Consider the following 23,051-nt stretch of genomic DNA (forward strand, 5'->3'; position numbering starts at 1 on the left):
TTCCTCTCTTAGTGCCGATTACACGTTTAAATTAAATGCGATTGGCGCCCCCAGTTCAGTATTGCTTGCTAGCTCGCCCGTCTGATTAACCAGCATCTTTGCCTGTTGCATTGGAGTACCCTCAAAGTCATGGCGCACTGACCCTTGGGCGCGCCAAGCGCCAAATCCCTGATCCAGTAACATTACAAATTTGCGGCCATCATTCAGTTCACCAGACAGTGCGCGGTGGTGCGGCAAATCGTTTTTGCGTTCCAGCAACAGCGTCACGCCGGGAACGAGTGCTTTAAGAACGTCTATGCGCTGGGCGTCGGAGGCAAAGTTCTCCCAGATCATCCGAGGCTCGAAAGGAAGGTGTTCGGCCTTAGCCATATGAACGCACACTGCGGCATTCTTGATACCGGGCGTCGAGCGCAGAACGCTCGAAAGCATGCTGATAGCCATAGGGGTCATGACATACCTATCAGAATAAGAGAGCGATTTGAGGCCGACCTCTTTCAACGCGTTCACCTCAAGGGGAGCGTTGCTAGCCACAAACTTCCAGAACCTTTTGCCAAATCCCGGGATGGCCCCATCCAATGCGCGTCGAGGCCAGAACAGTTTGGTATTTCCGCTTCCAAGCTCCATCAGTTTTTCAACCGATAGGCCGCTCGACTCCGGCAAAGGTGGCACGTTCCCCATAACAACGGGAGCCTGCGTTCCTGCTCCCCAGTCTTCGCCTGGGATAGCTTCGCTGGCGGCAATTGCGACAAAGGCGGATGTCTCGCTTCCCTGTTTAAGGGTCGCGAGAACCGGGTATCCTGCCGCCTGAGGCATTTGGTCAGCCATCAAAATTTTCGCAAATGCCGCGAACCTATGAATCGACAATCTACAGCTAAGGTCAAAGTCAGCTGATGCCAACAAAGAGCGCGGGAAGTGCATACGAACTTCGACACCGGCCTCATGTAGCCTCGGCAACCATGACGACAGAATCCAGCCCTGCAGATCCCATTCTGATGGCGAGCCGTGCATCCAAACATTTAGTGCATCAAGCCGGCCACTCCTAAGCGCACGGTCAATGAATACCGAAACTGTCTGTCCAGCAAATTGCGTATCACTTCCCAGAACTCGACATTCAGCAGGCAAATCAATGTACGCCATCATATCTCGAGCCAAATTCAGGGCACGTTCGCGGTCCATCCGGACATCATTTTGATTGATATCTGGACGCAAGATACATGACGGACATCCGTGCTTGCATGAATCCGGACAATCCAGCAACTCCACAGCTTTCGTAAGGGCCTTTGTGAAGGTTTCTGTTTCGCCCATTCTCGCAGATAGCCCGGCACCACCTGCAGCGCGATCAAATAGGTAAATTGAAAGCCGGCCATCCCCATTGAGACCGCGCGAAGGTCCGGTTTCCAGGCCAACTTCTGCAGCCTCAACTCCCAAACGCTCTACGAGGGCTTCGCGCAACGCGGCCGCGAGTGCCTTTCCTACTTGCTCAGATATCTCGCCTGGAAGCTGCCATTCCCAAATGTCCGTATGAGTGATCTGCGCGAGATGTATCGCTTTCTGAATGCGGTTTGGATTATCTGATCCCGGGCAAAGCCCATCTCGCGTGAGCTTCATATCGACGCGCCGCTGAAGGGGCTTATGTCTCAGCATGAGCTTTGGAAGATCAGCGGCGGCACCGTGTTCCGGAGCATCCATGGGTGCAGCTCGACCACAATCCAGACAAATGGCAAAACCACCGCCCTTTTGTCCTGACGCCAATGTTGTCAACTGACCGGCGGGATCGACCCGCATGCGCCCTGCCTGTTCTTGCGGGAGCGCAATCCAATCGCCTCCTTGTGCTGAGAGGCTAACATCATCGATCGCTGTGCGGTTGATAAGTTCATAGCCTGTGTGGGCCTGCTTAGCGGATAGAAAACCGGCAGGCCTAATAACGCGTCTGTGTTTCAGTTTCTCAGCGCCACATTGAGGACAAGCTTCTGGTCTTATCGTGCTGACCCCAAAAGCGTGACAGTTAGAACACGCCCAAAACTCGCGAATGTCTTCGAGGTTACTGGCATCCGCTTGTGCTTGCCAAGCGGGGAGTATCCCTTCAGATTCAAACACCTGACCATCGATCACAACTTCATTTCCAGGGGCGTATTCTCGCAGTGCTTGATGCAGCTCGCGAGAGGCACCTCCGGCTCGCTGGAACGACGTAGATACGTCTGATGTTCGCGCCAACGAAAGTAGAGAGGTGAAGCTGACAACATCTGTAGGAAAGCCATATGCGGGCGTAAATCCACGACGCGCAAATTCACCGAGCATGAACTCGCCGGCCAGACGTTTAGCCCGCAACTTGTACGCCGCGATGACATCGTCTTCTTTCGCTCCCAACATGCCATCAAAAAGAGATTGATATTCCTCGCGCCACTTACCGATGAGACGCTGGAACCCATCTGAAGTCATGGCGATCAACGCTGAGACAGGACGGGCGCTAAGTATTGTTCCCTTCACAAGGGCCTTCAACTGCGTATGACGCAAATTCGACTTTGCCCAATCTCCCCGTAAATCATCAAGGAAACGATCTGCGTCCGAGACTTCTGTGAACGCTGTTTCGAAGGTTTCGTTGATCCCCATGAATGCGCCAATAGAGGACTTAACACTCACACCGCCTTGCTCGGCAAACCACTGAGCTAGGAGTGCAGCATTCACATGACGCTGGATCAAAGCGGCGCTGTCGAACCAAACTTTGGGCGCAACGATTGGTCTTTCCAAGAATTCGACAGGCTTTTGGAAAGCCTGATAATCCAATGGCAAATCCCGGCAAAAGGTCATCGAAAAGGCCCAAGGTTCGCGACGTCGCCCTGCCCGTCCCACACGCTGACGATAATTCGAGAGTGCGGGTGGCACATTGGCATTCACAACCAACTGAACGGCCGGAATATCGACGCCCATTTCCATTGTAGTCGAGCAGTTCAGGAGGTTGATCTTGCCCTCACCGAAGGCATCTTCATAGCGCGCGAGCACAGGCCGTGGGATTTGCGCAGAATGCTCTTGAGCTCGGATATATCGGGGATATTCCGCAACCCGATCATGGAGGTTACTCCATAGACCTGCTCTTCGAAGTTCCTGAACACTTACATCGTTTTGCAGCCACTTGCGCAGCTCTTTCCGCTGAGTGGAGAGTAACCCTCCCGGATTGGCTATGGGAAGAGCAGGATACTGCACTTCGGTCATCATTCGTGCAGGTGCATAGGGCGATCGCCCAGCAATATTGTAGCCAAACGGGCGTCGTGTAACCGGACAGAGCCACCCCGTCTCCAGCCGTTCCACGGCTGCTCGCTCGAAATTAAGACGCCATCCCCCAGCCCCTGTATTCTTACAAGCAGTTGATATTATTAAAGACCACAGTGCACTCAGAATCGCTGAGACACGATCCTCAATCACAGGGTCACCCTTCTCTCCGCCGGCCAACGCATAAACGAGTTTCACTATGCGATTGCGGTCATTGAACGCTGTCGGCCACCGCCGATCGTTCTTGTGCATGTCTTCTTTTGGGGCGTCAGGCGCGACCATCGACTTGAGCACACCCGCTTTGGGCGCGACAGGTCCGACCATCCAATGTGGCATCTCAACCGCCAGGTTTTGTCTGAAACCAAAGTCGATAGCGGCTTGCGCCAGTCCGATCCATGCCTCTCGCGTGATCCCTGCCGCATTGACCGCATCCGGAAGCGACATGGCCCGGGCCTTTGCATCCAGTTCTGGAAACACAAGACGGACCAGACCCATCGTCTCTGGGTTATTTTGAACACGCGGTCGACGCATCAACTCTCGGAAGAGCATCATCTCAGCGAGGTTTTTCGGATCCTCTTGAAAGAATTTATCAATCCAGCGGTTTTTCCAAATGTCACCTACAAATCCCTTCAGGTCAGGCTGTTCTGCAAACCCTGCAACAAGCTCTTTCCACGGCACAGCGCTTGCATCACCTTGAAATTCCGCCAGTTTCGCTTTCAAGGGGGCTTTCATATCCTCGACAATAGGACTGTCTGGCAGTTTCCCCAATTCAGCCAATTGCGCTTCGAGCTTTTTGACTTCTTCAGGATCGCCAAACTGTACTTTATTAACCCGGTGCCACAGGTATGATCGCGCCAATGTGCGTTCAGCATCTTGCTGCAGTTTCGCGGCGAGGCGAGCCACCCCTTGGCGACTATCGGAGAAAGTGATCGCGCGCCTTCCTCCCGACGGCAATCCCTGCGCTTCCATTGGCTGTGTTAACGTTTCCAGCAACGAGGGCATGGAGGTCGCCAAGAAAAAGGCTGGGCCAAAGCGAAACCCCATAAGCCGTGCTCTTGAAGCACCATCACAGCAGTCTCGGTCACTTGCATTTTCAACAAGATCAAAATTCCATGCGGAAGTGTCTTCTGGCGGTTTGTTGTCAAAGATTTTGCCATCTTTGGATAACCAAACCGACTTGCCAGGGACAATCCACGCGGTCCCTTTTTCGAAGGTTGCATCCTCATCGTCATCTGGCTCAACATCTAGAAGATAGTCATCAAGATCCTCTTGGTCTGGAGGATCTAGTCTTGGTTGTGCCCCCCCGACCAGCTGCCCTTGAAGATGTACGGTTCCACATTCCGTACAGGAGACAACTTCATAGACAGGTGCCCCACAACCACATCTTGGGGTCGCTGTCAGATGGATTGCGCCAAAAGGCCAATCGGCATCAACTGTCGCGATCTCAGGGTCACGATGGTTGCAATTGGGATTGGTACACGCCCAAATCCCACCCTGTGCCCGATGAAACAAATGCGCCCGCCATGGCAGAAGTTTCTTGTCATCTTTTTCCGCAAGCGCGACCACGTCGAGAAGCCTATGAGCCTCCATGCCCTTGTCTGGATCGTCCCACAGCAACTTCGCAATCGACCTCAGCGAAAGAGCTCCAGACGCCATTCTTGTGCGAAGTTCCAGCACACGAGGATGATCAGCTAATTCGTGCCAAAGTCCCTCGTAATCCTTTTGCTCCGCAAGCTGATTGAGTTTCGGCAAGTCGAATGGGCGGGCAGCACCTGCGGATGGCAAAACCGGATCAGTCGCTACGCCCTCCACGACTGTCACCTGGTCAGACACGCGCCCTGTCAAAGCAGATGCAAACTCTTTAAGCTTGCCTGCAGCGTCCTTCTCTCCCCCGATCGTCGCGGATGTGGCCATCAATCTGACATCGTCAGCTTCAACACCAAAGGCGGAGCGAACACGACGAAGAAGCAGTGCCATTTCCGCAGCCTGGGACCCGATATAGCTATGAGCTTCATCAAGCACGATCCAGCGCAGCGCGCCTTGCGACTTCTCCAACATGTCGCGGTCCTGACCGCGCAGCAGCATGTATTCCAGCATTGTAATATTGGTCACCAGGATTTCCGGGGGCTCTTCCCGAATTTTCTTGCGGCTGCGCAGTTCAACATCATCTGACCTTGGTTGGGCTTGGTTTTCCCGCTCAACCGTATCGCCATTGAACAAGGCAAAACGGACACGTCCCCCGAGCCCCCGTGCCCACGCCGACAAACGATCGCGCTGACTTTCGATCAACGCATTCAGCGGATAGAGCAAAATAGCTTGTATGCCCCCCCCAGGGCGTGGCGGACGTGAGATAATATCCTGCAAGATCGGAATCATGAAGGACTCGGTCTTGCCCGAGCCTGTCCCGGCGGTGACCAAGACGGAGTGTTGATCTTCCAAGCTTGCCCGCCAAGCCGCCTCCTGATGCAGATACGGGGAGAGCTGCCGGCCCATTTCATAGTCGCCTGCATTTGCGAGGGCGTCGACGAGGTCAGGGCTTAATAAGTTTCCCTCCATATCTCCTAAGGTTTGGGCAGCAGGCTTCCAATTTCGCGCTATTTCGAACACTGGATCCGCCAAGACCGAGCCTTGGGTTCCTGCGCCTTGGGACAGCTTTCGCATAAGAACTTGGTTTAGGCCCGGATGTGACGTATTCGCTCGCGCCACCATGGCCTGTGCCGAGCGCTGGGCAACAGTCTGGAGAGCCACATTTAGGTGAGAACTATGGGTCATGAATGGGTCTCCATCGTCATAACGATCGCTGCCGGCAACGCTTCATCGAACCAGACAGGATCCGCCGCTCGAAGAGCAAATAGTTGTAAAAATTCATTCAAAGACGGTTTCGGCTTCAATCCACATACGGCCTCTGCAACTTTCACAGGGGCGTCTAACAAAGGGCGTACTTGCTCAGAGAGCTGAGGTGCGATCACACTATGGCCCGCTCGGATAGAGCTCGTCCCAAAAGGTAACATGTCAAATCTACGTGCCGCTTCTTGTGCCGAAGCCTCTAATTTTTTCATTGGGTTTGGAACAGCCAACGGAATAGGAGCGTCAGCCTCATTGAGCGCAATCGGCAACATTTCCACTTCGGCAAGAGCGATGCCTATATGCGCTTTAAGTTCTGGTCTCAATAATAGGATTTGCCCAGCTTGCCGTGCTATAGCTTGACCGATCAATTCCTGGATCTGGCTTTCATTAAACGCCTTGTGTTCGCGCATAATGAAGCTGAAGTACTGCTTTGCGTTGCGGATCCCGGTCTTCCATGCCTTCAGCGGTATAGCAGGCCACCAAAACGGCGCCTCGGCTTCTAATTCAAGAACTTCTGCAATCTCGATCTTGGGCTTCCTGAATAACAAAGCCACAGCAGCTTCAGGACAATTACCTAATGCCGTCACTTGATCAAGACTGCTTGCATCCCCCCCCAACCGCACGTTGGTGACAAGGGTCCAGAAATCGTCCCACATTGAATCATCAGGATCTGAAAGCGCCCTTTGCCAAGCCATCTCATATGACCCAATCCGTTCTTCCCGTTTTGAAAACGGCCGCGGCCGCGGCGCCCAAACACTTGGACGCATCACACCACGCTGATCTGATTTTCCTTGGATAAACCATAGCCCGTCCTCTTCACCCAGCCATCCAGCCAGATCGACGCGAGATACCGCATCAAGGTGAGAGACTTCGGTTGGGTTCTCTAGATTGACGGCATGCAAACTACAGGCACCATGGCCCAGATGAAGAAATGGGCCAGCGACCTCGCTCGTCCAGTCATAGGTCCGCAAATTCAAGCGCGCTGTTTGTTCATTTAATACTGCTCTTATGTTTATTCGTGCATCTGGCCCAGCCAACGACAAAAGTTGACGCACCATATCCGCATGGATGTTCAACCGCGTGCTATCTGACGCTGCAAATGATACAGCCGAACCACCGTTCCCCATTCGCAACCGAATAGTGCCGCCTCGCATCGGGAAAATCGCGCGCCAACCATCCAAGTTATGTACGGACACATCGTGATCTTTTACCAACCTATTGCCTGACGGCATGACGATTTCCGCACGCTCTGACGGCCAAGGCGCGGACAATTCAATCGACTTGCCGCTTGCCGGCTCACTAAAGCGAATCTGCACCAAACCGACATCCGCCTCAGAAACGGAAATCGAAAGGTCCGCATCTCCTGTTCGTGACACCGCCAGCTCGTCCGAAATATTTCCCGCTCGCAGCGCCACATGCCAACTTAAGGGCACGCCTGATACGGAGACACTCAAGACACCAGGGCCCTTTTCTTGCATCCGAATGTTAAGCTGAGCAGGAAAAACAATTGCACGAATTCTTCCGAGCGCAACGCCATCTTCTCGCCACTCAAAAATCTCCGCACCAAGCCGATTGGAGACAGCGTTTCTATGGAGCGCATTGCCTAAGTCTCGCATAGGCACGTCGCCCTCTGCTCCCATAACAATCGGATGCCCAAGAAAAACCTGCCCCGTTGAGACAGTCCAACGCGACAACGTTTCCCCTATTGCAATCATGCTGATGTGCTCGGACTCTGCATCCTGCCCCGTTGCAATCCGCAAGACCTGTGAGCCCAATTTCACCGTGCCGGTACCATATGCGCTTTGAAGCACGCCTCCGGGGGCTTTAGTTGGCTCCCCAAGGAACACTCCGCTCTCAGCCTCTGGGTTTTCTTCCGCTGAGTGTAATATCCAGATCGACTGTTCTTTGGTCTTTCCACGTCCAGAAATCGGGATGAGTTCGTTTGGGTGTTCCTCGCCTGACCGACTGGCGCGCCAAAGAGAAGCGCTCTCATCAGGAGCCGGCAAACCTGGGTCAAGGGTGACATCCCCCTGCCCTACCCCATCCACATAAGTCGAAGCGATAATGGCTTGCGAAGGATCAGACACAAGCACAGCGTCCCCTCTTCCGCCCTGACGTGACAGACGCCATCCTTGCTGTTCGGGGATCCGCCATGAGCGCATCGGGCAGACCTCCCTCCGCCATCAATGTGTAGAGGTACTGATGAATACCACCCTCGGATACACGCAAACGACGGTGCCAGCTGTGGAGCCCTTCATCGGTTAACTTGCGTGCGAAAGGCTGTTCAAAATCTTGAGGTCCAATACCAATCGAATTGAATACTGGAGTCCACGAAATGCTCCCGCCTGAAAAGGTCCTGCGAATAAACTCAGACGCATAAATAACAAACCCAGCTGCAGTGCTCTTAAGGACTTGGCCCGTATCAATACGCAAAGTCAGAAGGTTCTGCAGTTTCTGAAATTCTTCATCGGTTACGTTGTAGGTATGAAGTGGGCGACCATCTGCTTCTTCCAATTCGTTGCGCGCAAGAATGTCCCTTACGATCTTCACTTAGACTGCCCTTCTCTTCTAGGTGTTGTGCAGTCCCCCACATCAAATGACGGACCGCTCCTTTCACCCGCCATCACTTTTCCAATTTCACATAGGTGACGTAAAAACCCTTCGCCATCCGATGTTCCTGCAAACGGTCCCCGAGAGAAAACCCTCCAGACTTAACTGGTGCCTGGAAAATATCGAGCCCACGATCAAGGACAATCTTCCAACCTGTATCCGTCACAATATCCCTGGCATGTGCAGTGCCAGAGGTGTCGAATGCCCAAGTAAAATCCACCCCGGATCCAAGGCAGGCGGTACTGATCGACTCAAGAAGCTCTCTCTGCTGAGCGACATTGCCATCATCCGGCCCAGTGACGAGATGGACGGCAACCTGATCTTCGGGAGCCTTGCGCCGGATGACCATTTCCACGAACTCCATCATATTCCGGATCTGGTAGAAGAACCGGATATAGGGGTCGGTCACGATGATCCGCTTTGCGCCATCGATATAGGGGCCAAAGAGGCTATCATAGCTGATGCCCTTGCGGTTCTCTGTGAAGACCTTATGGCCTTCTTCCAGCTTCGGCTGCGCAGGGACCGAATGCACGATCCTTAGGGTGGGCGCGCTCCCTGCTCCGTCGGGTTGTTTCATCCCATCGGTGGCGCGATTGACTTCCCGGAGCACCACATCTGCCCCCTGCCGCTGCTCTTTGGGATCCAGGGCAGGCTTCAAGTGATAGAATTGCGGGAATTCCTCCTCCTCGACTGTGGCGATCGGGCGTTTCTGCCCGTCCGATCCGGTGTAATGGAAGTCCACATCGGGATAGGTGCTGTCGATACGGGCCAACTGGTCCTTGACCCGCTTCCGGCTCTCCATGGCCAGCCGCAGGAGGTCTTCGACATCCTCTTCGGTCTCACCCCCATTGGGGAATAGCAGTTTCAGGTAGCCCGAGAGGGTCTTGAAGATCGCGTCCCGGTCTCGGGTCGAGATCTGTTGGCTGACGTGGAAATACTTGTCGGCCCTGTTCGAGAAGTCCTCAGATCGAAGGTGGCGCAGGATTTCAGCGAGGTAATCGACGATGAAGCCAAAGCCGCTGGTAAACATCTCCCCTCGGATGACATCCACCTCCCAGCCCGGCAGGTAGGCATGCAGGCGATCAATGAAAGCCGAGTCATGGAATTGAGGTGGTAAAGCTTCAAACAGATCACTGTTTTTCAGCATGAAGGGGACGTTATGGTCGGTGTTGCCAACAAAGGCAAAACTGGCCTCGGCCCCCATTGGGTTGACGCCACGGGAGAACGATTTATTGGCCATGTAGTTTTTCATGATATCAACGAGGGCCTTGTTGGCCTTCTTTTCACGTCCCGCGAATTCATCGAAGGCCACAACATCCCAGAACCCAACCAGACCAATCCGGCCATTGGAGTTGTTCACGAAGAGCTTGGGCACCGTCACCTCGCCCCCCGAGATCAGCTGCCCATGGGGCGAGAACTCAGAGTAAATATGCGACTTGCCCGTACCCTTGGGGCCCAGTTCGATGATATTGAAGTTTCTCTCAACGAAGGGAATAAGACGCATCAGTTGCAACAGCTTGCTGCGATGAGGGCCTCGATGCGCCCCTGAGAGCGGTAGAACTCCATGTGATCCCGAACCACGCCTTCCAACTGCACCGGTAGACCCAGATCTGTCAGCCAGATAGCCGCTTGGTCGGCTTTGAACACGGCGCAGGCGAGTTGCAGGTCCAGCAGCCAATTTTTAGCCTCTTCGGGCGCGGGGCCATCATGGAACACCAGAAACTGTGCCTCTGGCTCTTGCCGCAGCATCCGGTATTTCAGGCCGAACTCGTTATTGGCTATCTCGACCTTTTGGACGCCCGACAGGTCTACGGCCTCAAAGGCCTCTCGCATGTCGCGGTCTGCGTCATACCAGAATACGATCCTGTGCTCTTCGAACAGCCGCTCCAGACTGGCAGTTATCCGGTCAGTCATCCTTTGCCTCCAGACCAGGGATCTTTTTCAAGGCTGATCCGAACTTCGGGTAGTTTGCCTTCACCCCGTCATCCAGGTCGATCTCGATCTGCTGTTGTGCCAGCGGGAAGATCACCTCGCGCTCCCACTCGTTCAGCTCGTCGATCTGTTTCGCCACGACGCCCGCTTCCTTTAGCGCCTTGGTCCGCTGGCCTTGCGTGGCCGTCGGATCGTCGGACAGCTTCTCCAGCCGTTCCCGTTCCGCGATCAGCTTGGAGATGAACTCGCGCAGGTAGTCGTTGAGCAGCACCGACACCGTGTCGCCGCGATAGCGGTGCATGTAGATCAGGGCATTGAACGTCCCCTTGGGGCTTGAGAACATCCAGTAGATCGGGCGCTTCTTGTACCGCTTCACGTGGTCGGCGTAGAAATCCCTGGTGAAATACTTGCGGATGTCCTTGCCCAGGGCCTCCTCGACATAGCGCAGGTTCTCGCGGAAATGCGCCTCGCCGAAGGTCACGCGCAGGAATAGACGGAAGCGCTCGGTGATGTCATCGGCGAACCAGTCACCGTCGAGCACGGGGATCACGTTGTCCGCATCAGGCACGAAGCTCGGCTCGGGGATACGGGCGAGGTAATCCTCCAGCCGCTCGCCCTGATTGGCGAGGATCAGGCCCGGAGCGTCGAGGCTGTAGCGCCCGAACATGCAGCCCACGGCATAGCTGAGGAACTCGGCCATGGTATCCGCGCGCAGGCGGGTTTCACGGTCCTCCTCGGAGCCCTTCACGCCGTAGCGATAGGCGGGGTTGCAGGTGAGGGTGATCTCTTCCAGCGGCACCTCGGGGGTCAGCTCGTCTTGCAGTCCATAGGCGTCGATGAAGATGCGGTTGTTCTCTTCCTCCAGCCGCTGCATCGCGTCCGTCATGCCCTGCCAATGGGCGCGCAGACGGGCGTAGCTGGCCTCCAGCGTGTCGCCGCGATAGTCGGGCGAGAGCAGCGGGAGCGTGGTGAAATCCCAGGAGGTTTCGTAGGCGTCCCAGTCGGATTTGGCGATAGCATGGCCCGAATGCACCTTCAGTGTAAACAACTTGTCGACGACGGGAACCTTGGCCACTTCACCGGATTGGAAGTTGAGCGTTGGGTTGATCTCTGAAAACAATGCGGTGAATACTGAGGAATTCATAAAAGGCCCAACCTTGTCGAGCAGCTCCCTCTTTCCAAAGATGCAGCAGCCGCCATTATCAAAGACATATCCTGGACCAAATGCGCGAACAGCAAAGCGACCGGTCGAAACAGTCGACCAAGTCCACCCCGGCGTGAAGAAAAACTTTTCATTGGCTATCACAGAATGCGGGATAGCCTTTATCTCCGCGCCGCCGCCCTTCCAGTTGATGAGGAAGTCATTGAAGCCATGCCACTTCCTATAGCCACCGCCCTTGTTATACGGAGCCCACGTCTTATCCCCTGAGGTGAAGGCTTCGTCTGACTTTTCATCAAAGGATGTATCGCAAATGCTTACTTCCGGCCAAAAGCGCAAAAATCTTGCGTTGTCTGTAGTTGTATTGCCTTTTCGCGGATAGGCCATACTGCCCAGCGGCTCGCCATTGGAAAATGCCAGCCTCACGCTTTCCGACGTCCAGTAGGCGATCGGAGTCCCGGGGATTCTAGCTAGATCCGCGGCTGATACCTTGAACATGGCAGAAACATTCGTCCGACTGGCAACGCTCAAAAGGAGCGCAGACTTTTCCATTTCATTGCGGCCGTCCGTTAGCTTGATGAAAATGCCGGTCTTATCGGGCTCGGCGCGATTATTGGCAACGAATGCGGTTGTTGAAACTACTGCGCCGCCGATTGAGTCAAATCCGCGCTCACCAATGTGCGCCATGGAAACTATTGAGGCCTTGGAGAGAAAATCTTCCCTGAACTCCTCAAATGAAGAAATGAACATCCAAGACTGCATGGAAATGAACGCCAGATAACCGTCCCGCGTACAAAGCATCACCCATGCGCCTAGCTCTCAACGACATAGATGGTCAGGACCAAGCGCAAATAGGTCAATTCCAAATATGAAGAACCAACGAGCGCTGCGAAGATTTCGACATACGCGGACATTAGTTCATCTCTCCGCGCGACGGCTCGACGCGATTAGCCTCCGCCCAAGCGTTGAGGTCCGCGCCGCGGTAGATGATTTTACGACGCAGCTTGTAGTACGCTGGCCCAATGCGCTTATGGCGCCACTGCGCCAGCTTCTGATGATCTCCGATGATCTCAAGTTCCGGATCGCCCAAAACGTAGTTGCGATCTTGCTCGAATAGATATGCCATACTCTGTTTCCCTGAATGTCGTGTGTTACGGTTCAGGGGTTCAGGGTTGCGCTCAGATACCTTAGATTATGAAGGCGGACAAAAAGGACAAAAATACCGGATGAATTTTGTCCCTATTTTTGTCCCTATTTTTTTGGATTTTTGTCCATCTCGGATCTGATCTCAGAAATCGCGCGAGACAACGTCTTCGCGGAAATCTCATGGCCTGAAAGAGCCTCGACCTGACTTCGGACTTCTTTCAGACTCCCTTTGTGGCCCTCGGGGTAGAGCGTGCGGTAGGCCGACTTGATACTCTCTTTTTAGCGGGCCGCCCCCGCTTGGGTTCCAAGTTTCCCTGGCCTTCGAGACTTCTCAGGACACTTTGTTTTTGGATCACAGTAATTCGCCATGCCTTCGCACTCTGAAGGTCTAGGCACAAAGACCGACCACCAAAGCGCTCAGCAACATCGGGAAGAATATGCTCGTCCAGAACATCAGAAAGCCAAGGCGGGGCCTCATCGGGGACCACGTAGCGCCCGCGCTCGAAGACAAAGGGCAAAGTGTGGAAGCGGACCTGTGGCAGAAGTGACGACACTGAACCGAGATACTTGGCCTTCCAATCAGAGATTGTCTGCGTCGACGTATCCCATGGCTCGAAGTCTTCAGATCCAAGCTTGCGTAACCAGTAGTTTTCCAGCCCCGCCTCATCTGGATTGCTCGCTGCAATATAGCTCTCAAGTGCCGACATTTTCTGAAATAGCTTTGACCGCCCGCCACTAAGGACCGTTTCCATCCGCATGACCTGGCCATCGGGATTTGCTACGAATACCGGAAGTTCATTGAACGTCGAAAGAAAGGCGTCTTCACAAAAATCATCCGGAGAGCCAAACTCGTCGCCCAGCGCGAAATCCTCGCCCCCATATTTTTCAAACGCTACATGCGTCAGAGGAAGACGGAACTTTTGAAAGAACTCTTTCCAAAGCTCAGCCAGAGAGACGTAATCAGGAGGGCTTAACATCCTACGCTTAATCCCTTTTGTTGCGCTCGGATGCGACGAATTGCGACCACTGCGCCATGAGATCGCGCCGCTTCTCTAGGAGGTCCGATCGTGCATAAGCCCGCTCGACATCAGAACCGATTTTATGGGCCAAGCTCATCTCGGCGACCTCTCTTGGTGCATTGGCAGTTTCAGAAGCCCAGTCGCGGAAGGTCGATCGGAACCCGTGGACAGTGACGCGCTCCTCCCCCATACGCCGCAACAACATGAGCATCGCCATATTCGAAAGCGGTTTATGTCTCTTTTGTCCCTCGAACACATAATCGGATCGCAATTTTTTCAGCGGCTCCAATATCTCGATCATTTCTTCCGTTAGCGGCACGCGGTGGGTCTCGCCCGTCTTCATACGCTCAGAAGGACATGTCCACAGGCGATTGTCAAAATCCAGCTCCGCCCAGCGCATCCCGAGAACCTCGCCAGTCCTCGATCCGCTAAGACACGTAAACATAAGCGCTTTCGCAGCCGTTGCCTTTCTCTCTTTCAGATCAGCAAAGAAGGACGGGACATCCCCCCAGCGCATCGCTTGGTGATGCTTGGGCTTTTTGACTACCTTCGGCAAAACACCAGCATCCTTGATCGCGGTCACGGGATTTTCCCCTGAGCGAAAGCCCTTGGACTTAGCCACATCCAGAACGACTTTTAGCCGCTGCGACAAACGACGGGCTGTCTCGTGTTTTTCCGTCCAAATCGGAGATAGGCACATGAGGATTTCAGGCTGATCAATGCTATCGACTGGCATACGCCCAATTTTTGGGAAGGCATAATCACGAAGTGTGTTGATCCATTGCTGGCCATGTTTGGTGTTCTTCCAAGTCGGCATACGTTCGATGTGGACCTGCTGCGCGATTTCCTCAAAGGTCGGGATTTCGCGTTGCACATTATATCGCGGGCTCAAGCCTTGCTTGGCCATCCTGCGATACTCCAAAGCCCGCTCTCGCGCTTGGTTTAGTGTGACGACATCTGCACCTCCCAACCCGAAATCGGTTCGAAGTGGGCCACCCTTGCTATTTCTCTGCCCTTTGACTGTTACTCGGACAATCCAACGACGTGCACCACTAGGGTCCACAACGAGATACAGTCCGCTACCGTCGCCGTGACGCCCCGGACCAAGATTCTCGACAAGCTTCTTCGTCAGCTTTCCAGAAAGCACCGCCACAAAACATACCACATTTCATACCACCCAAGGAAAGCATATGAGGCAAATCGAAATAAATCCAACAAAAAGATGGCGCCCGTGAAGCTTTTGAAAAACAAAGAAAAAGGTCGCCTAAAGCGACCCATTCAAAGCGACTAAAACTGTAATATGGCGGAGACGAAGGGATTCGAACCCTCGATACCGTTCCCGGTATACTCCCTTAGCAGGGGAGCGCCTTCGACCACTCGGCCACGTCTCCGCTGACCCGTATATGCAGCAAAGTCTAGGAAAACAAGGCGGTTTTTCAGCATTTTACGCCGCCCAACAAAACAAGGCAATTTCAGGCGTTTTCCTTAGAATTCGTGGAACATACGCCGAACTGCACGCGACTCGCGTGCAAAATCCGTGCAACGCAAGTCCACCTTTGTTCTCCCTCACACGCTCAGTCAGTGCGCAATGGATACTTCCTAGTAAGCGATCTTCTGCGTCCCGTCGCACATGATATTCGACGTCGCGCCTTCCCCCACCGCCCGATACGCCTGCCTGCCGTCATGTACGTTCCCGGCGCAGGGGTCGTGTTCCGCTCGCCGAAGGGCAGGCTCTAAAAGCTGAACACCAGCTGCGGCGGGCAGAGCGAAGCGGCATTTTCAAAAGCCCGTATCGCGGCCAGGCTGGGGCCGGACTTAACGCCGCACATGCTGCACCACACCTTCGCAACGTGGCAATTTGCAATGAACAAGGTCTGTTCTTGCGTATGACACGGGGAGGCTGGAAATCGCCGGATATGGCCCTGCGCTACGCCAAGCTGGCCCAGACGGAACAGACCGCACAGCTTTTGGACTACGGCTGGGATTTCAGAGTCAATTCAGGCAACCAACACGATGCGCCCGAGAAGTTAACAAACATCAAGGTTATATGAAGGTTTTTTTCCGAACGGACTTTGGCTTCAAAGAAAGGCAGTTTTCACACTGCATTTTCAATCGATCCAAGTTTCTCTGTACCGTAGCAATATGAATAGCAGTACTATGAGCATCTAGTGAAAAAATAATCTCGTCGAAATCATCCGTCGAGATTTGACTCCAAAACAGATCGTTCCCAAATCCTGATTTCGAGCCATAGTTAACAAACCGGTTAACTTTTCGAGAAAGCTTTTTCCCTGCCGACTGGATTGTTTCATAAGTCTCGCCGCCGCGACCTTTCTGCCAATCCTCCAATTTGTCTTCCAAGTCTTCGGCAAGCGTTGAAAGCTCCAGTAAAGGGCGCCCAACCTCAATGCGAAATTCTTCCTGCTCTTCAGAAACACTAAAACTTTTGACAGTCCAGCGGTGTTGAAAAAACACGGCTACCAACGGAACAAGCCCGCTGAGAGCCGTCAACCAAACTGGCACCACACCATCAGCCATTTGAGATCAGTGCACGACTTTGTTCTTGGCGCGCAAATGAAGCAAGAGCCTCTGAAGACCCGTCTCGAAGTCTTCCTGTAAGAAAGACGGAAGGTGCGAAACATCATACTTTCGACGCAAATTTTCTTCGCCCAGATGCCTCAAAGAGGCTGCCAAGAACCCCTGCACAAACGAAGGGGTTATTGTGTCGAGTTCGACAGGAGCCACGATCACAGCCGTTTCATCGGCACCATCGATCGCATCTAAAGCATACATGGTGCGCGCCTCTAGACCACGAGGATGACCCGTTAGCATCGTGACTTTATGCCTGGTCAGCTTGCTCAGATCAATTGTCAACATCTACTGTTCGCTCCAGATAATCGGGATCAAAGGTGAACCCGAGTGTAATCAATGTACCACAAAACCTGTCGTCAAGCTCTATCACGGCCCCTTGATCGGGCGGTTTAGTCGCATCATTCTGCTCATTCAACCAAATATTGAATTCCTGCCCCTTCAACGGCCTAGATACTTCAGTGTGGCCATACCCTATATGTAGGCATGTGCGCCCTGAGATGATACCTATCTTAGCGTCGGAGCTGGACATTTCCCCACCGGCAAGGTCGCCAAACAAGCAGATAATATCTCGGAAACCAGTGCCGCCACGGCCCTCTGCCAACGCGTTCTGATCGCGCGTCACCTTGTCTTGAAGCGCATAAATAGTGCGCAGGTGATCTTCCGCACAGTCGTGATTCGCAAAACTACCAACATGTCTCTGCACATATGTTTCCATTCCTGAAATAACCTCTGGGGCAGCATCTTGGACAGTTTCCGCGATCGACGCGCCCACACTAAGGAACGCAAGTTGACAACGAAATAACGGACCGTTCGTTCCTTCACGCTTCGCCATGAAACCTGAAATCAACCAGTCACCGTCATTGACGTGATCCCGTTGGCTGTGCCTTTCAGCGTTATCCAGACTTTCACCGACAATCGTTTTTACGAAACGCATACCTGTCCGGGACAGTTGCTGCCCCACACACGCATCAAGCCATTGGTTGATAGCTTCGCAGAGGTCCCCTCCGACCTCCTCCTTCGACTGAGGATCTAGGTGCATCGTTTCGGATGTCGAGGTCCCGGCTGGTCGTCTAGACCTGTAAGGGAAGGCCCAGACATCTTGTTCGTCACCGTACTGTGGAGAGAGTGCAAACCCCAACTTTCGGTTTAACCGAACGGCAGTCAGAACCTTGGACATTGAATTGCTGATGCGTCCTCCTGTAAACACCGACGCCATTTCTCCTCGCATCGCTGCAAGTGTAAGCCATGCCCCGATATCCAAGCACCTGTCGTCAAGGAAGTGTATTCTCGCGCTTAAGCACTCTGCTTCTGCACGCGCAATCGCTTTCAAAGCAGACATCGTATTCTTCGGGTTGGACAGAAAGCAAAAACCCTTTACAAAGACTTCGGCCTGTTTCCTTGTTCTCAACCGCTCATGGATCGGCACCCAGGTCTGCTCACGCTCCGCTAAAAGACCTGACAAAAATGTTGACCGCTTGTACCTTGAGACTAATGCACGCGTTTGAATCTCATTTAGCGGTACGTCGTACCGTTTCGACCTCTTAGCTTTTACAATCAGCCCACGAGCCAACTTATCGGCGTAACGATTGCGACCCAAAACACCATTTTTTGCGTTTCGCCCTCGAGCCTTGCGGACCTCTTTCTTCAAGCGTTTGCGCAGCTTGTAGGCTTGGATGCGCGCTTGTAAAACGCTCCTCCTATTGCTCGGACTCCGCCAACTGTCTCGAGCTTCACCGTCCATTAACTGCGCGAATTCTATTGTAGGTACGTCCACTACATAGCCCCAAACATTATTTCAAAATGGAATATGGGAAAAACAAACATGCATCAACTCAATAGACACTCTGAGTAAAACAGCAAAAAGATACTAGAAAAAGACTAGAACAATCGTGCAAAATCCGTGCGTAACGCCGATGCGCATCATGAAAAGTCTAGAACAATCAGAGGAATAAGGTAAGGCGTGAGTGGCTTTAGCAGGGGAGCGCCTTCGACCACTCGGCCACGTCTCCGCCGACCCGTATATGTGGCACTCTACGAAGAAACAAGGCGATTTTTTCGTTTTTTTGGGCGGCGCAAGCAGCGGGATCGCAACCAGCCTGAAGCCAACAAAATCAAGGGCCATCTGGCCCATAAGCGCCCCACCACCCCCTGTCCCAACTCACAGACTACACACATGTTCGACCGAAAATTTCACGCGCGTCAGTCGGCTTTCTCTATGGGCCACATCGGGTTGACCAAACGTGACGACTTCTGCCCTAGACGTTCCGGGCCAGTTGATGCACAAAAGGGCCACCTCACGCTACGCAAAAACAAGCTGGTTCAAATGCACGACGGTGACCTGAAAATCCTGCGTAATTCCTTGCTGTTCACGGGGATTCCCGAGCAGATTCAAGCATCGATGACTCGTGGCGCGATGGTCCGCGAGTTTGATCGTGGAACCACCATTTTTCTGCAGGGTGAGAAAGCGCAGTCGATCTACATCGTGGCCGACGGCTGGGTGAAGCTTTACCGGATCGCACCGAACGGGTCAGAGGCCGTGGTGGGGGTGTTCACCCGCGGTCGGAGTTTCGGCGAGGCCGTGGCGTTTCGAAACGACGTCTATCCCGTGTCGGCCGAAGCTGTCACGAACTGCCGCCTGATCCGCATTCAGGCCGACGATTTCCTCCGCGGTATCCGCGAGAACTCGGACGTGGCCGTGGCGATGCTGTCTGCCACCTATGCGCATTTGCACAACCTCGTCAGTCAGGTCGAAGCGCTGAAAGCACGCACCGGGGCGCAGCGGGTCGCTGAATTCCTGCTGGAGCTGACCAGCTGCGACGAGGGATCGTGCGAGGTCACGCTGCCTTACGACAAGGTTCTGATTGCCGGTCGTCTGGGCATGAAACCCGAAAGCCTGAGCCGCGCCTTTGCGAAGCTGAAGGAACAGGGTGTGCAGATCACGCAAAACCGCGCTGTGATCGAGAACGTCGCATTGTTGCGGGATTATGCCGAGGAAGACCCTGCCCTGTCCTGGTCGCGTTGACCGGATAGCGCCCTAGGGCATTGGCGAAACGCCGATCACCGCAGCATGCGACATCCACACTGTGGCCCATGCCAGCAGGGTAATGGCCGCGCGCATCAGCGAAATGCTGAACGTTGGCTTCCAGAGTCTGGCCAGCAGGGCCGCAAAGGGGATAAGGGACGTCCGCTTGGTCAGCGCCCGCCAGTCCGCATCGCCCATTGCCGCGCGGCGACGCCGCTCGACCAAGGCCATACCGGCAAGGGAAAACGCCGCAAACGTGCCGAACAGCAGCACATGCGCCAGATCGCCATTCGCCCAAAGGTGCACGGCTGACCACAACAGCAGGGCCCAAAGCAAAGGCTGACGCGTCAGGCCGACAATACCTGGGCGCTCGGGGTCGAAACCCGTCGAACGGCCTTCGAACGCAAAGGGATTGCTGGCCGCGACGCCGAAGGACACCAACGCGATCACGACCGGCATCACTAAATTCACAGCCCATCGGGCGGTGGTCGTCTGGTCCCAAAGCGAAACATAGGGGGCCCGACCGGCGGCCCAGATCACCCAGAACAGCAATCCAGTCGACGCCAGACTGAACAGCGCCGTGTACCCACGCGGCCCCAACGCATTGACCAAGCTGTCCTTGACGCCCAAAGCGGCCGGAATCCGGTGCGAGGCCATGAACAGCCCCATTGCCACGGCAAATTCGATCCAGCCCATTCTGCGCGCCCTTTCTAGCCTGCCGCCACCGCCAGGCCCATCATCCCAAGCATATAGAAGCCCAGGACCATGGCAAATCCCCGGCTCCAGCTAGGGGCCTGAGACAGTCCCAGATAGGTCCGCAGGATGATCTGCGCCTTCAACCAGGCGAGCGAAAGGATCGCAAGCGCGGCCCAGCCGCCGTCGACGCCGGTCCATGCCAACGCGGTGCTGCCCAGGGACAGCGCGATCAGAAACAGCCAGGCTTGGGTCACACTCATACGATCAGCCCAACAGATACAGGATCGGGAACAGGATCACCCAAACCAGATCGACCATGTGCCAAAAGGCCGTGCCGACCTCGGTATTGCGAGCGGTTGGGCGCCAGGCCACCAGCCCCAGGATGACAATTCCCGCGATGACGTGAACGGCGTGAAACCCCGTCAGCAGGTAGTAGAAGGTAAAGAACGGGTGCGTCTCGACATCAATGCCTTGGGCGGCCTTCTCGGCGTATTCCAAGCCCTTGATCCACAGGAAAACCACACCCAAAACCGACGCCGCTGCCAGCAGCAACCGGGTGCGGGCGATGCGCCCAGCCTCGGCCGCGTGGACGGCCAAAGCGGCCAGCCAGCCCGAGCTGACCAGAACGACCGTATTGATGCCCGCCATCGCGCGATGCAAATGCGACTGCGCCTCGGCAAACCCTGCCGGATCGGTCAGCCGGACGCCCAGAAAGGCCGCCAAGCCAGCGCCGAACACCAGAAGTTCCGAGACGATCAGAATCCACATCATCAGATCGCCCGGCAGGGCATCCAGACCCGTGCGAGGCTCCGAAGCGTCGTTCATATACCGACCCCGACCAGTTCCCTGTAGATGCGGGGCAATGCCTGCACCAGTTTGTCCGGGTCGGGGATCAGGGCAAACCCGCCTTGCCCAAAGATGCGCGGGAACCAGGATTTGCCATTGCGATCGACCGTGATTCCGAACACGGCGTGACCGGCGCGACGCGCCTCTTGCACGGCCATGCGGCTGTCCTCGATTCCGTGGCGTCCTTCGTAGTGGTCCAGATCGTTGGGTTTGCCGTCGGTAATCACCAGCAGCAACCGCCGCTTGCGCGGCTGGCGTGCCAGATCAGCCGAAGCGTGACGCATTGCGGCCCCGAGGCGGGTATAGAACCCCGGTCTGAGCGCAGCGATCCGCGACTCGATCCCAGCGGACATCTGCTCGCCGAACCCTTTGACCGTTTGCACGTAAACACGCTGCCGTTTGAGCGACGAAAACGCGTTGATGGCAAACTCGTCCCCGCAGGCATCCAGCCCCCAGGCAAAGGCGGCCAGCGCCTCGCGTTCAACGTCGATGACCGAGCGCCCCTCATGCCCATGCCCCGGAATGGCCGCTTCGGTTGACCGCGACACGTCCAGCAGGATCGAGACGGCAAGATCGCGTTTTTCCGAGCGCGTCTGACGCCAGACACGGTCTGTCCCCTGCCCCGTCGCCACGAATTCCACATGCGCGCGGACCGCCCGTTCAGTATCCAGCTCATCCCCATCGGGGTGGCCGGGCGTTGCGATTCGGCCGGGGCGCAGCGCCTCGAACTGACGCCGCACCGCCCGTATGCGCGCGACGGCACGAGGATCCTCACGGAAGGCAGGCGTATCGACCGAGGCCTCAGCCACCGAGGCCAGAACACGGGCGTGCGACGGCATGTAGGTGCCCGTGCGGACATCCCACTCCGGATAGGTATGAGTTGCGGACAAGGCTTCGCGATCCACGTCTTCGGGTGCCAAGTCCAAGTGCAGTTTCAGCTTGGTTGCCGGCGCTTTCGAGATTTGCCCCAGACCGATTTCATCCTGATCGTCAGCCGCCTTTTTAGCGCTGTCGTCGTCGTCATCTTCGACGCGGCGGTTCAGGTTGACGAACTCAGCCCAGCTCAGGATCGCTTCGAACTTATGCAGGATGAAGCTGTCGTTCCGCTCGATCTGGTCGGACTTACGGCGCCTTGCACGGCGCGCGGGGCCATCGGTGCTTTCCTCGGACGCGCCCTCGGTTTCCGGGTTTTCAACTGCGGTCGACGCGGATTGACCGGTTTCACGCAGGTCGGGCCACAGCACGACCGGGCGAAACGGATGATACCCGCGCGGCGCTCGGACTTCCGAGACCTCTCCGGTGCGGATGCATCGCAACATGGTCAGATCCCGTTCGGCCAATTCTGTTGGATCGCCCAGCAGATACAGGATCACCCGCTCCAGCGACGCCTCTAGCGGCGGCAGGACCGGCGTGCGGCGCAGAATCCGGGTCGCCTCGGACAAATCCGCGTAGAGACGTGTAAATCCCGGCGCCTGCTCCAACGCGGCGGTGACGGTCTGCTGGGCCTGATACAAGGTGATCAGGTCAGCTTGCAACGGATCCTCGGGCAACGTTGCTGCGGGGGCTGCGGCAGCTGCCGCAGCGGCCAACCACAGGTACAAGGCTGCATTCGCCTCGGCCGCGGGGAAAACTGCCAGGCTTTCGGGCAGACGCAGAGCAGCACCGTCATAGCTGGCACGCGGCACCGCTTCGCGCCAAGTACCCAGCTTGCGCCGGAGGGACAGACGGTGGGGACTCAACTCGTCCGCGACGGGTTTGATTTCGGCGGACGGATTGCCACCCAGACCGCGAAAAAGGACTGCCAGCCGCGCGCCGACCTGGTTTAGGTCGACCCGGGCTCCTTGGTGGACGGTTGGTGCGTCCAGGCGGCTGGCATAGGTGTGCCACAGTTTCCCGACGGTTTCTTCGGGTTCCCATG

At 55.3% G+C, this 23,051-nt stretch carries 18 protein-coding genes and 1 tRNA gene; 2 read left to right on the top strand and 17 right to left on the bottom strand.

The genetic code is table 11. The features are described from left to right. Positions 1-18: 18 nt before the first annotated feature. The 10 genes from E7681_RS17680 to E7681_RS17725 form a co-directional block, all read right to left on the bottom strand. Positions 19-6,039, bottom strand: coding sequence for a DEAD/DEAH box helicase (locus E7681_RS17680; protein WP_136340589.1), 6,021 nt, complete (start codon positions 6,037-6,039; stop codon positions 19-21). Next, positions 6,036-8,207, bottom strand: coding sequence for a hypothetical protein (locus tag E7681_RS17685; RefSeq protein ID WP_136340590.1), 2,172 nt, complete (start codon positions 8,205-8,207; stop codon positions 6,036-6,038). The genes E7681_RS17680 and E7681_RS17685 overlap by 4 nt, the downstream gene beginning before the upstream one ends. Continuing rightward, the gene (locus E7681_RS17690; protein ID WP_136340591.1) at positions 8,194-8,664 is read right to left on the bottom strand and encodes a hypothetical protein; all 471 of its coding nucleotides are present in this window, start codon (positions 8,662-8,664) and stop codon (positions 8,194-8,196) included. The genes E7681_RS17685 and E7681_RS17690 overlap by 14 nt, the downstream gene beginning before the upstream one ends. Before the next feature lie 73 nt (positions 8,665-8,737). Beyond that, on the bottom strand, positions 8,738-10,228 hold the full coding sequence (brxL, locus tag E7681_RS17695) for a BREX system Lon protease-like protein BrxL (protein ID WP_246032532.1): 1,491 nt from the start codon (positions 10,226-10,228) through the stop codon (positions 8,738-8,740). Next, positions 10,228-10,638 (bottom strand): hypothetical protein, encoded by a 411-nt coding sequence (locus tag E7681_RS17700; protein ID WP_246032533.1) that lies wholly within the window; start codon positions 10,636-10,638, stop codon positions 10,228-10,230. Before E7681_RS17700 ends, brxL begins: the two co-directional genes overlap by 1 nt. Continuing rightward, positions 10,631-12,616, bottom strand: a complete 1,986-nt coding sequence (pglX, locus tag E7681_RS17705; RefSeq protein ID WP_136340592.1) for a BREX-1 system adenine-specific DNA-methyltransferase PglX — start codon at positions 12,614-12,616, stop codon at positions 10,631-10,633. The genes E7681_RS17700 and pglX overlap by 8 nt, the downstream gene beginning before the upstream one ends. A gap of 112 nt (positions 12,617-12,728) precedes the next feature. Next, positions 12,729-12,941 carry a MerR family transcriptional regulator gene (locus E7681_RS17710; protein ID WP_136340593.1) on the bottom strand — a complete coding sequence of 71 codons (213 nt, stop codon included), beginning with the start codon at positions 12,939-12,941 and terminating at the stop codon, positions 12,729-12,731. Positions 12,942-13,179: 238 nt separating this feature from the next. Further along, positions 13,180-13,938, bottom strand: a complete 759-nt coding sequence (locus tag E7681_RS17715) for a hypothetical protein (RefSeq protein WP_136340594.1) — start codon at positions 13,936-13,938, stop codon at positions 13,180-13,182. Between the two features lie 7 nt (positions 13,939-13,945). Next, a complete protein-coding gene (locus tag E7681_RS17720) occupies positions 13,946-15,145 on the bottom strand; it encodes a tyrosine-type recombinase/integrase (RefSeq protein WP_342777075.1) in 1,200 nt (399 codons plus the stop codon). 136 nt (positions 15,146-15,281) lie between these two features. Beyond that, positions 15,282-15,371, bottom strand: a tRNA-Ser gene (locus E7681_RS17725). A gap of 525 nt (positions 15,372-15,896) precedes the next feature. Here E7681_RS17725 and E7681_RS19340 point away from each other — a divergent pair. Further along, entirely contained in the window at positions 15,897-16,031 is a 135-nt protein-coding gene (locus tag E7681_RS19340; protein WP_281277669.1) for a hypothetical protein, read from the top strand. On the opposite strand, the gene E7681_RS17730 is transcribed toward E7681_RS19340, so the two are convergent. The 3 genes from E7681_RS17730 to E7681_RS17740 are packed head-to-tail and all read right to left on the bottom strand — an operon-like array spanning position 16,024 to position 18,310. Then, positions 16,024-16,515 (bottom strand): hypothetical protein, encoded by a 492-nt coding sequence (locus E7681_RS17730; protein WP_136340596.1) that lies wholly within the window; start codon positions 16,513-16,515, stop codon positions 16,024-16,026. The two genes, E7681_RS19340 and E7681_RS17730, sit on opposite strands and share 8 nt — an antisense overlap. A gap of 6 nt (positions 16,516-16,521) precedes the next feature. Continuing rightward, entirely contained in the window at positions 16,522-16,854 is a 333-nt protein-coding gene (locus E7681_RS17735; RefSeq protein WP_136340597.1) for a hypothetical protein, read from the bottom strand. Next, complete coding sequence (locus tag E7681_RS17740; protein ID WP_211089824.1) at positions 16,841-18,310, bottom strand: hypothetical protein; 1,470 nt, start codon at positions 18,308-18,310, stop codon at positions 16,841-16,843. Before E7681_RS17740 ends, E7681_RS17735 begins: the two co-directional genes overlap by 14 nt. 582 nt (positions 18,311-18,892) lie before the next feature. Between E7681_RS17740 and E7681_RS17745 the strand changes: the two genes are divergently transcribed. Further along, positions 18,893-19,591, top strand: a complete 699-nt coding sequence (locus E7681_RS17745; RefSeq protein WP_136340599.1) for a Crp/Fnr family transcriptional regulator — start codon at positions 18,893-18,895, stop codon at positions 19,589-19,591. A 12-nt stretch (positions 19,592-19,603) separates the two neighbouring features. Here the strand turns inward: E7681_RS17745 and E7681_RS17750 are convergent, their stop codons facing one another. The 4 genes from E7681_RS17750 to E7681_RS17765 form a co-directional block, all read right to left on the bottom strand. Beyond that, positions 19,604-20,287 (bottom strand): NnrU family protein, encoded by a 684-nt coding sequence (locus E7681_RS17750; RefSeq protein WP_136340600.1) that lies wholly within the window; start codon positions 20,285-20,287, stop codon positions 19,604-19,606. 14 nt (positions 20,288-20,301) lie between these two features. Then, the gene (locus tag E7681_RS17755) at positions 20,302-20,547 is read right to left on the bottom strand and encodes a cytochrome C oxidase subunit IV family protein (RefSeq protein ID WP_136340601.1); all 246 of its coding nucleotides are present in this window, start codon (positions 20,545-20,547) and stop codon (positions 20,302-20,304) included. Positions 20,548-20,551: 4 nt separating this feature from the next. Next, complete coding sequence (locus E7681_RS17760; RefSeq protein ID WP_136340602.1) at positions 20,552-21,112, bottom strand: cytochrome c oxidase subunit 3; 561 nt, start codon at positions 21,110-21,112, stop codon at positions 20,552-20,554. Further along, positions 21,109-23,051, bottom strand: a 1,943-nt coding sequence (locus E7681_RS17765) for a nitric oxide reductase activation protein NorD (protein WP_136340603.1), incomplete at its 5' end; no start/stop codon positions are given. The genes E7681_RS17760 and E7681_RS17765, both read right to left, overlap by 4 nt.

Source organism: Thalassobius vesicularis (assembly GCF_004799325.1).
GTDB classification, from domain to species: Bacteria; Pseudomonadota; Alphaproteobacteria; order Rhodobacterales; family Rhodobacteraceae; genus Thalassobius; species Thalassobius vesicularis.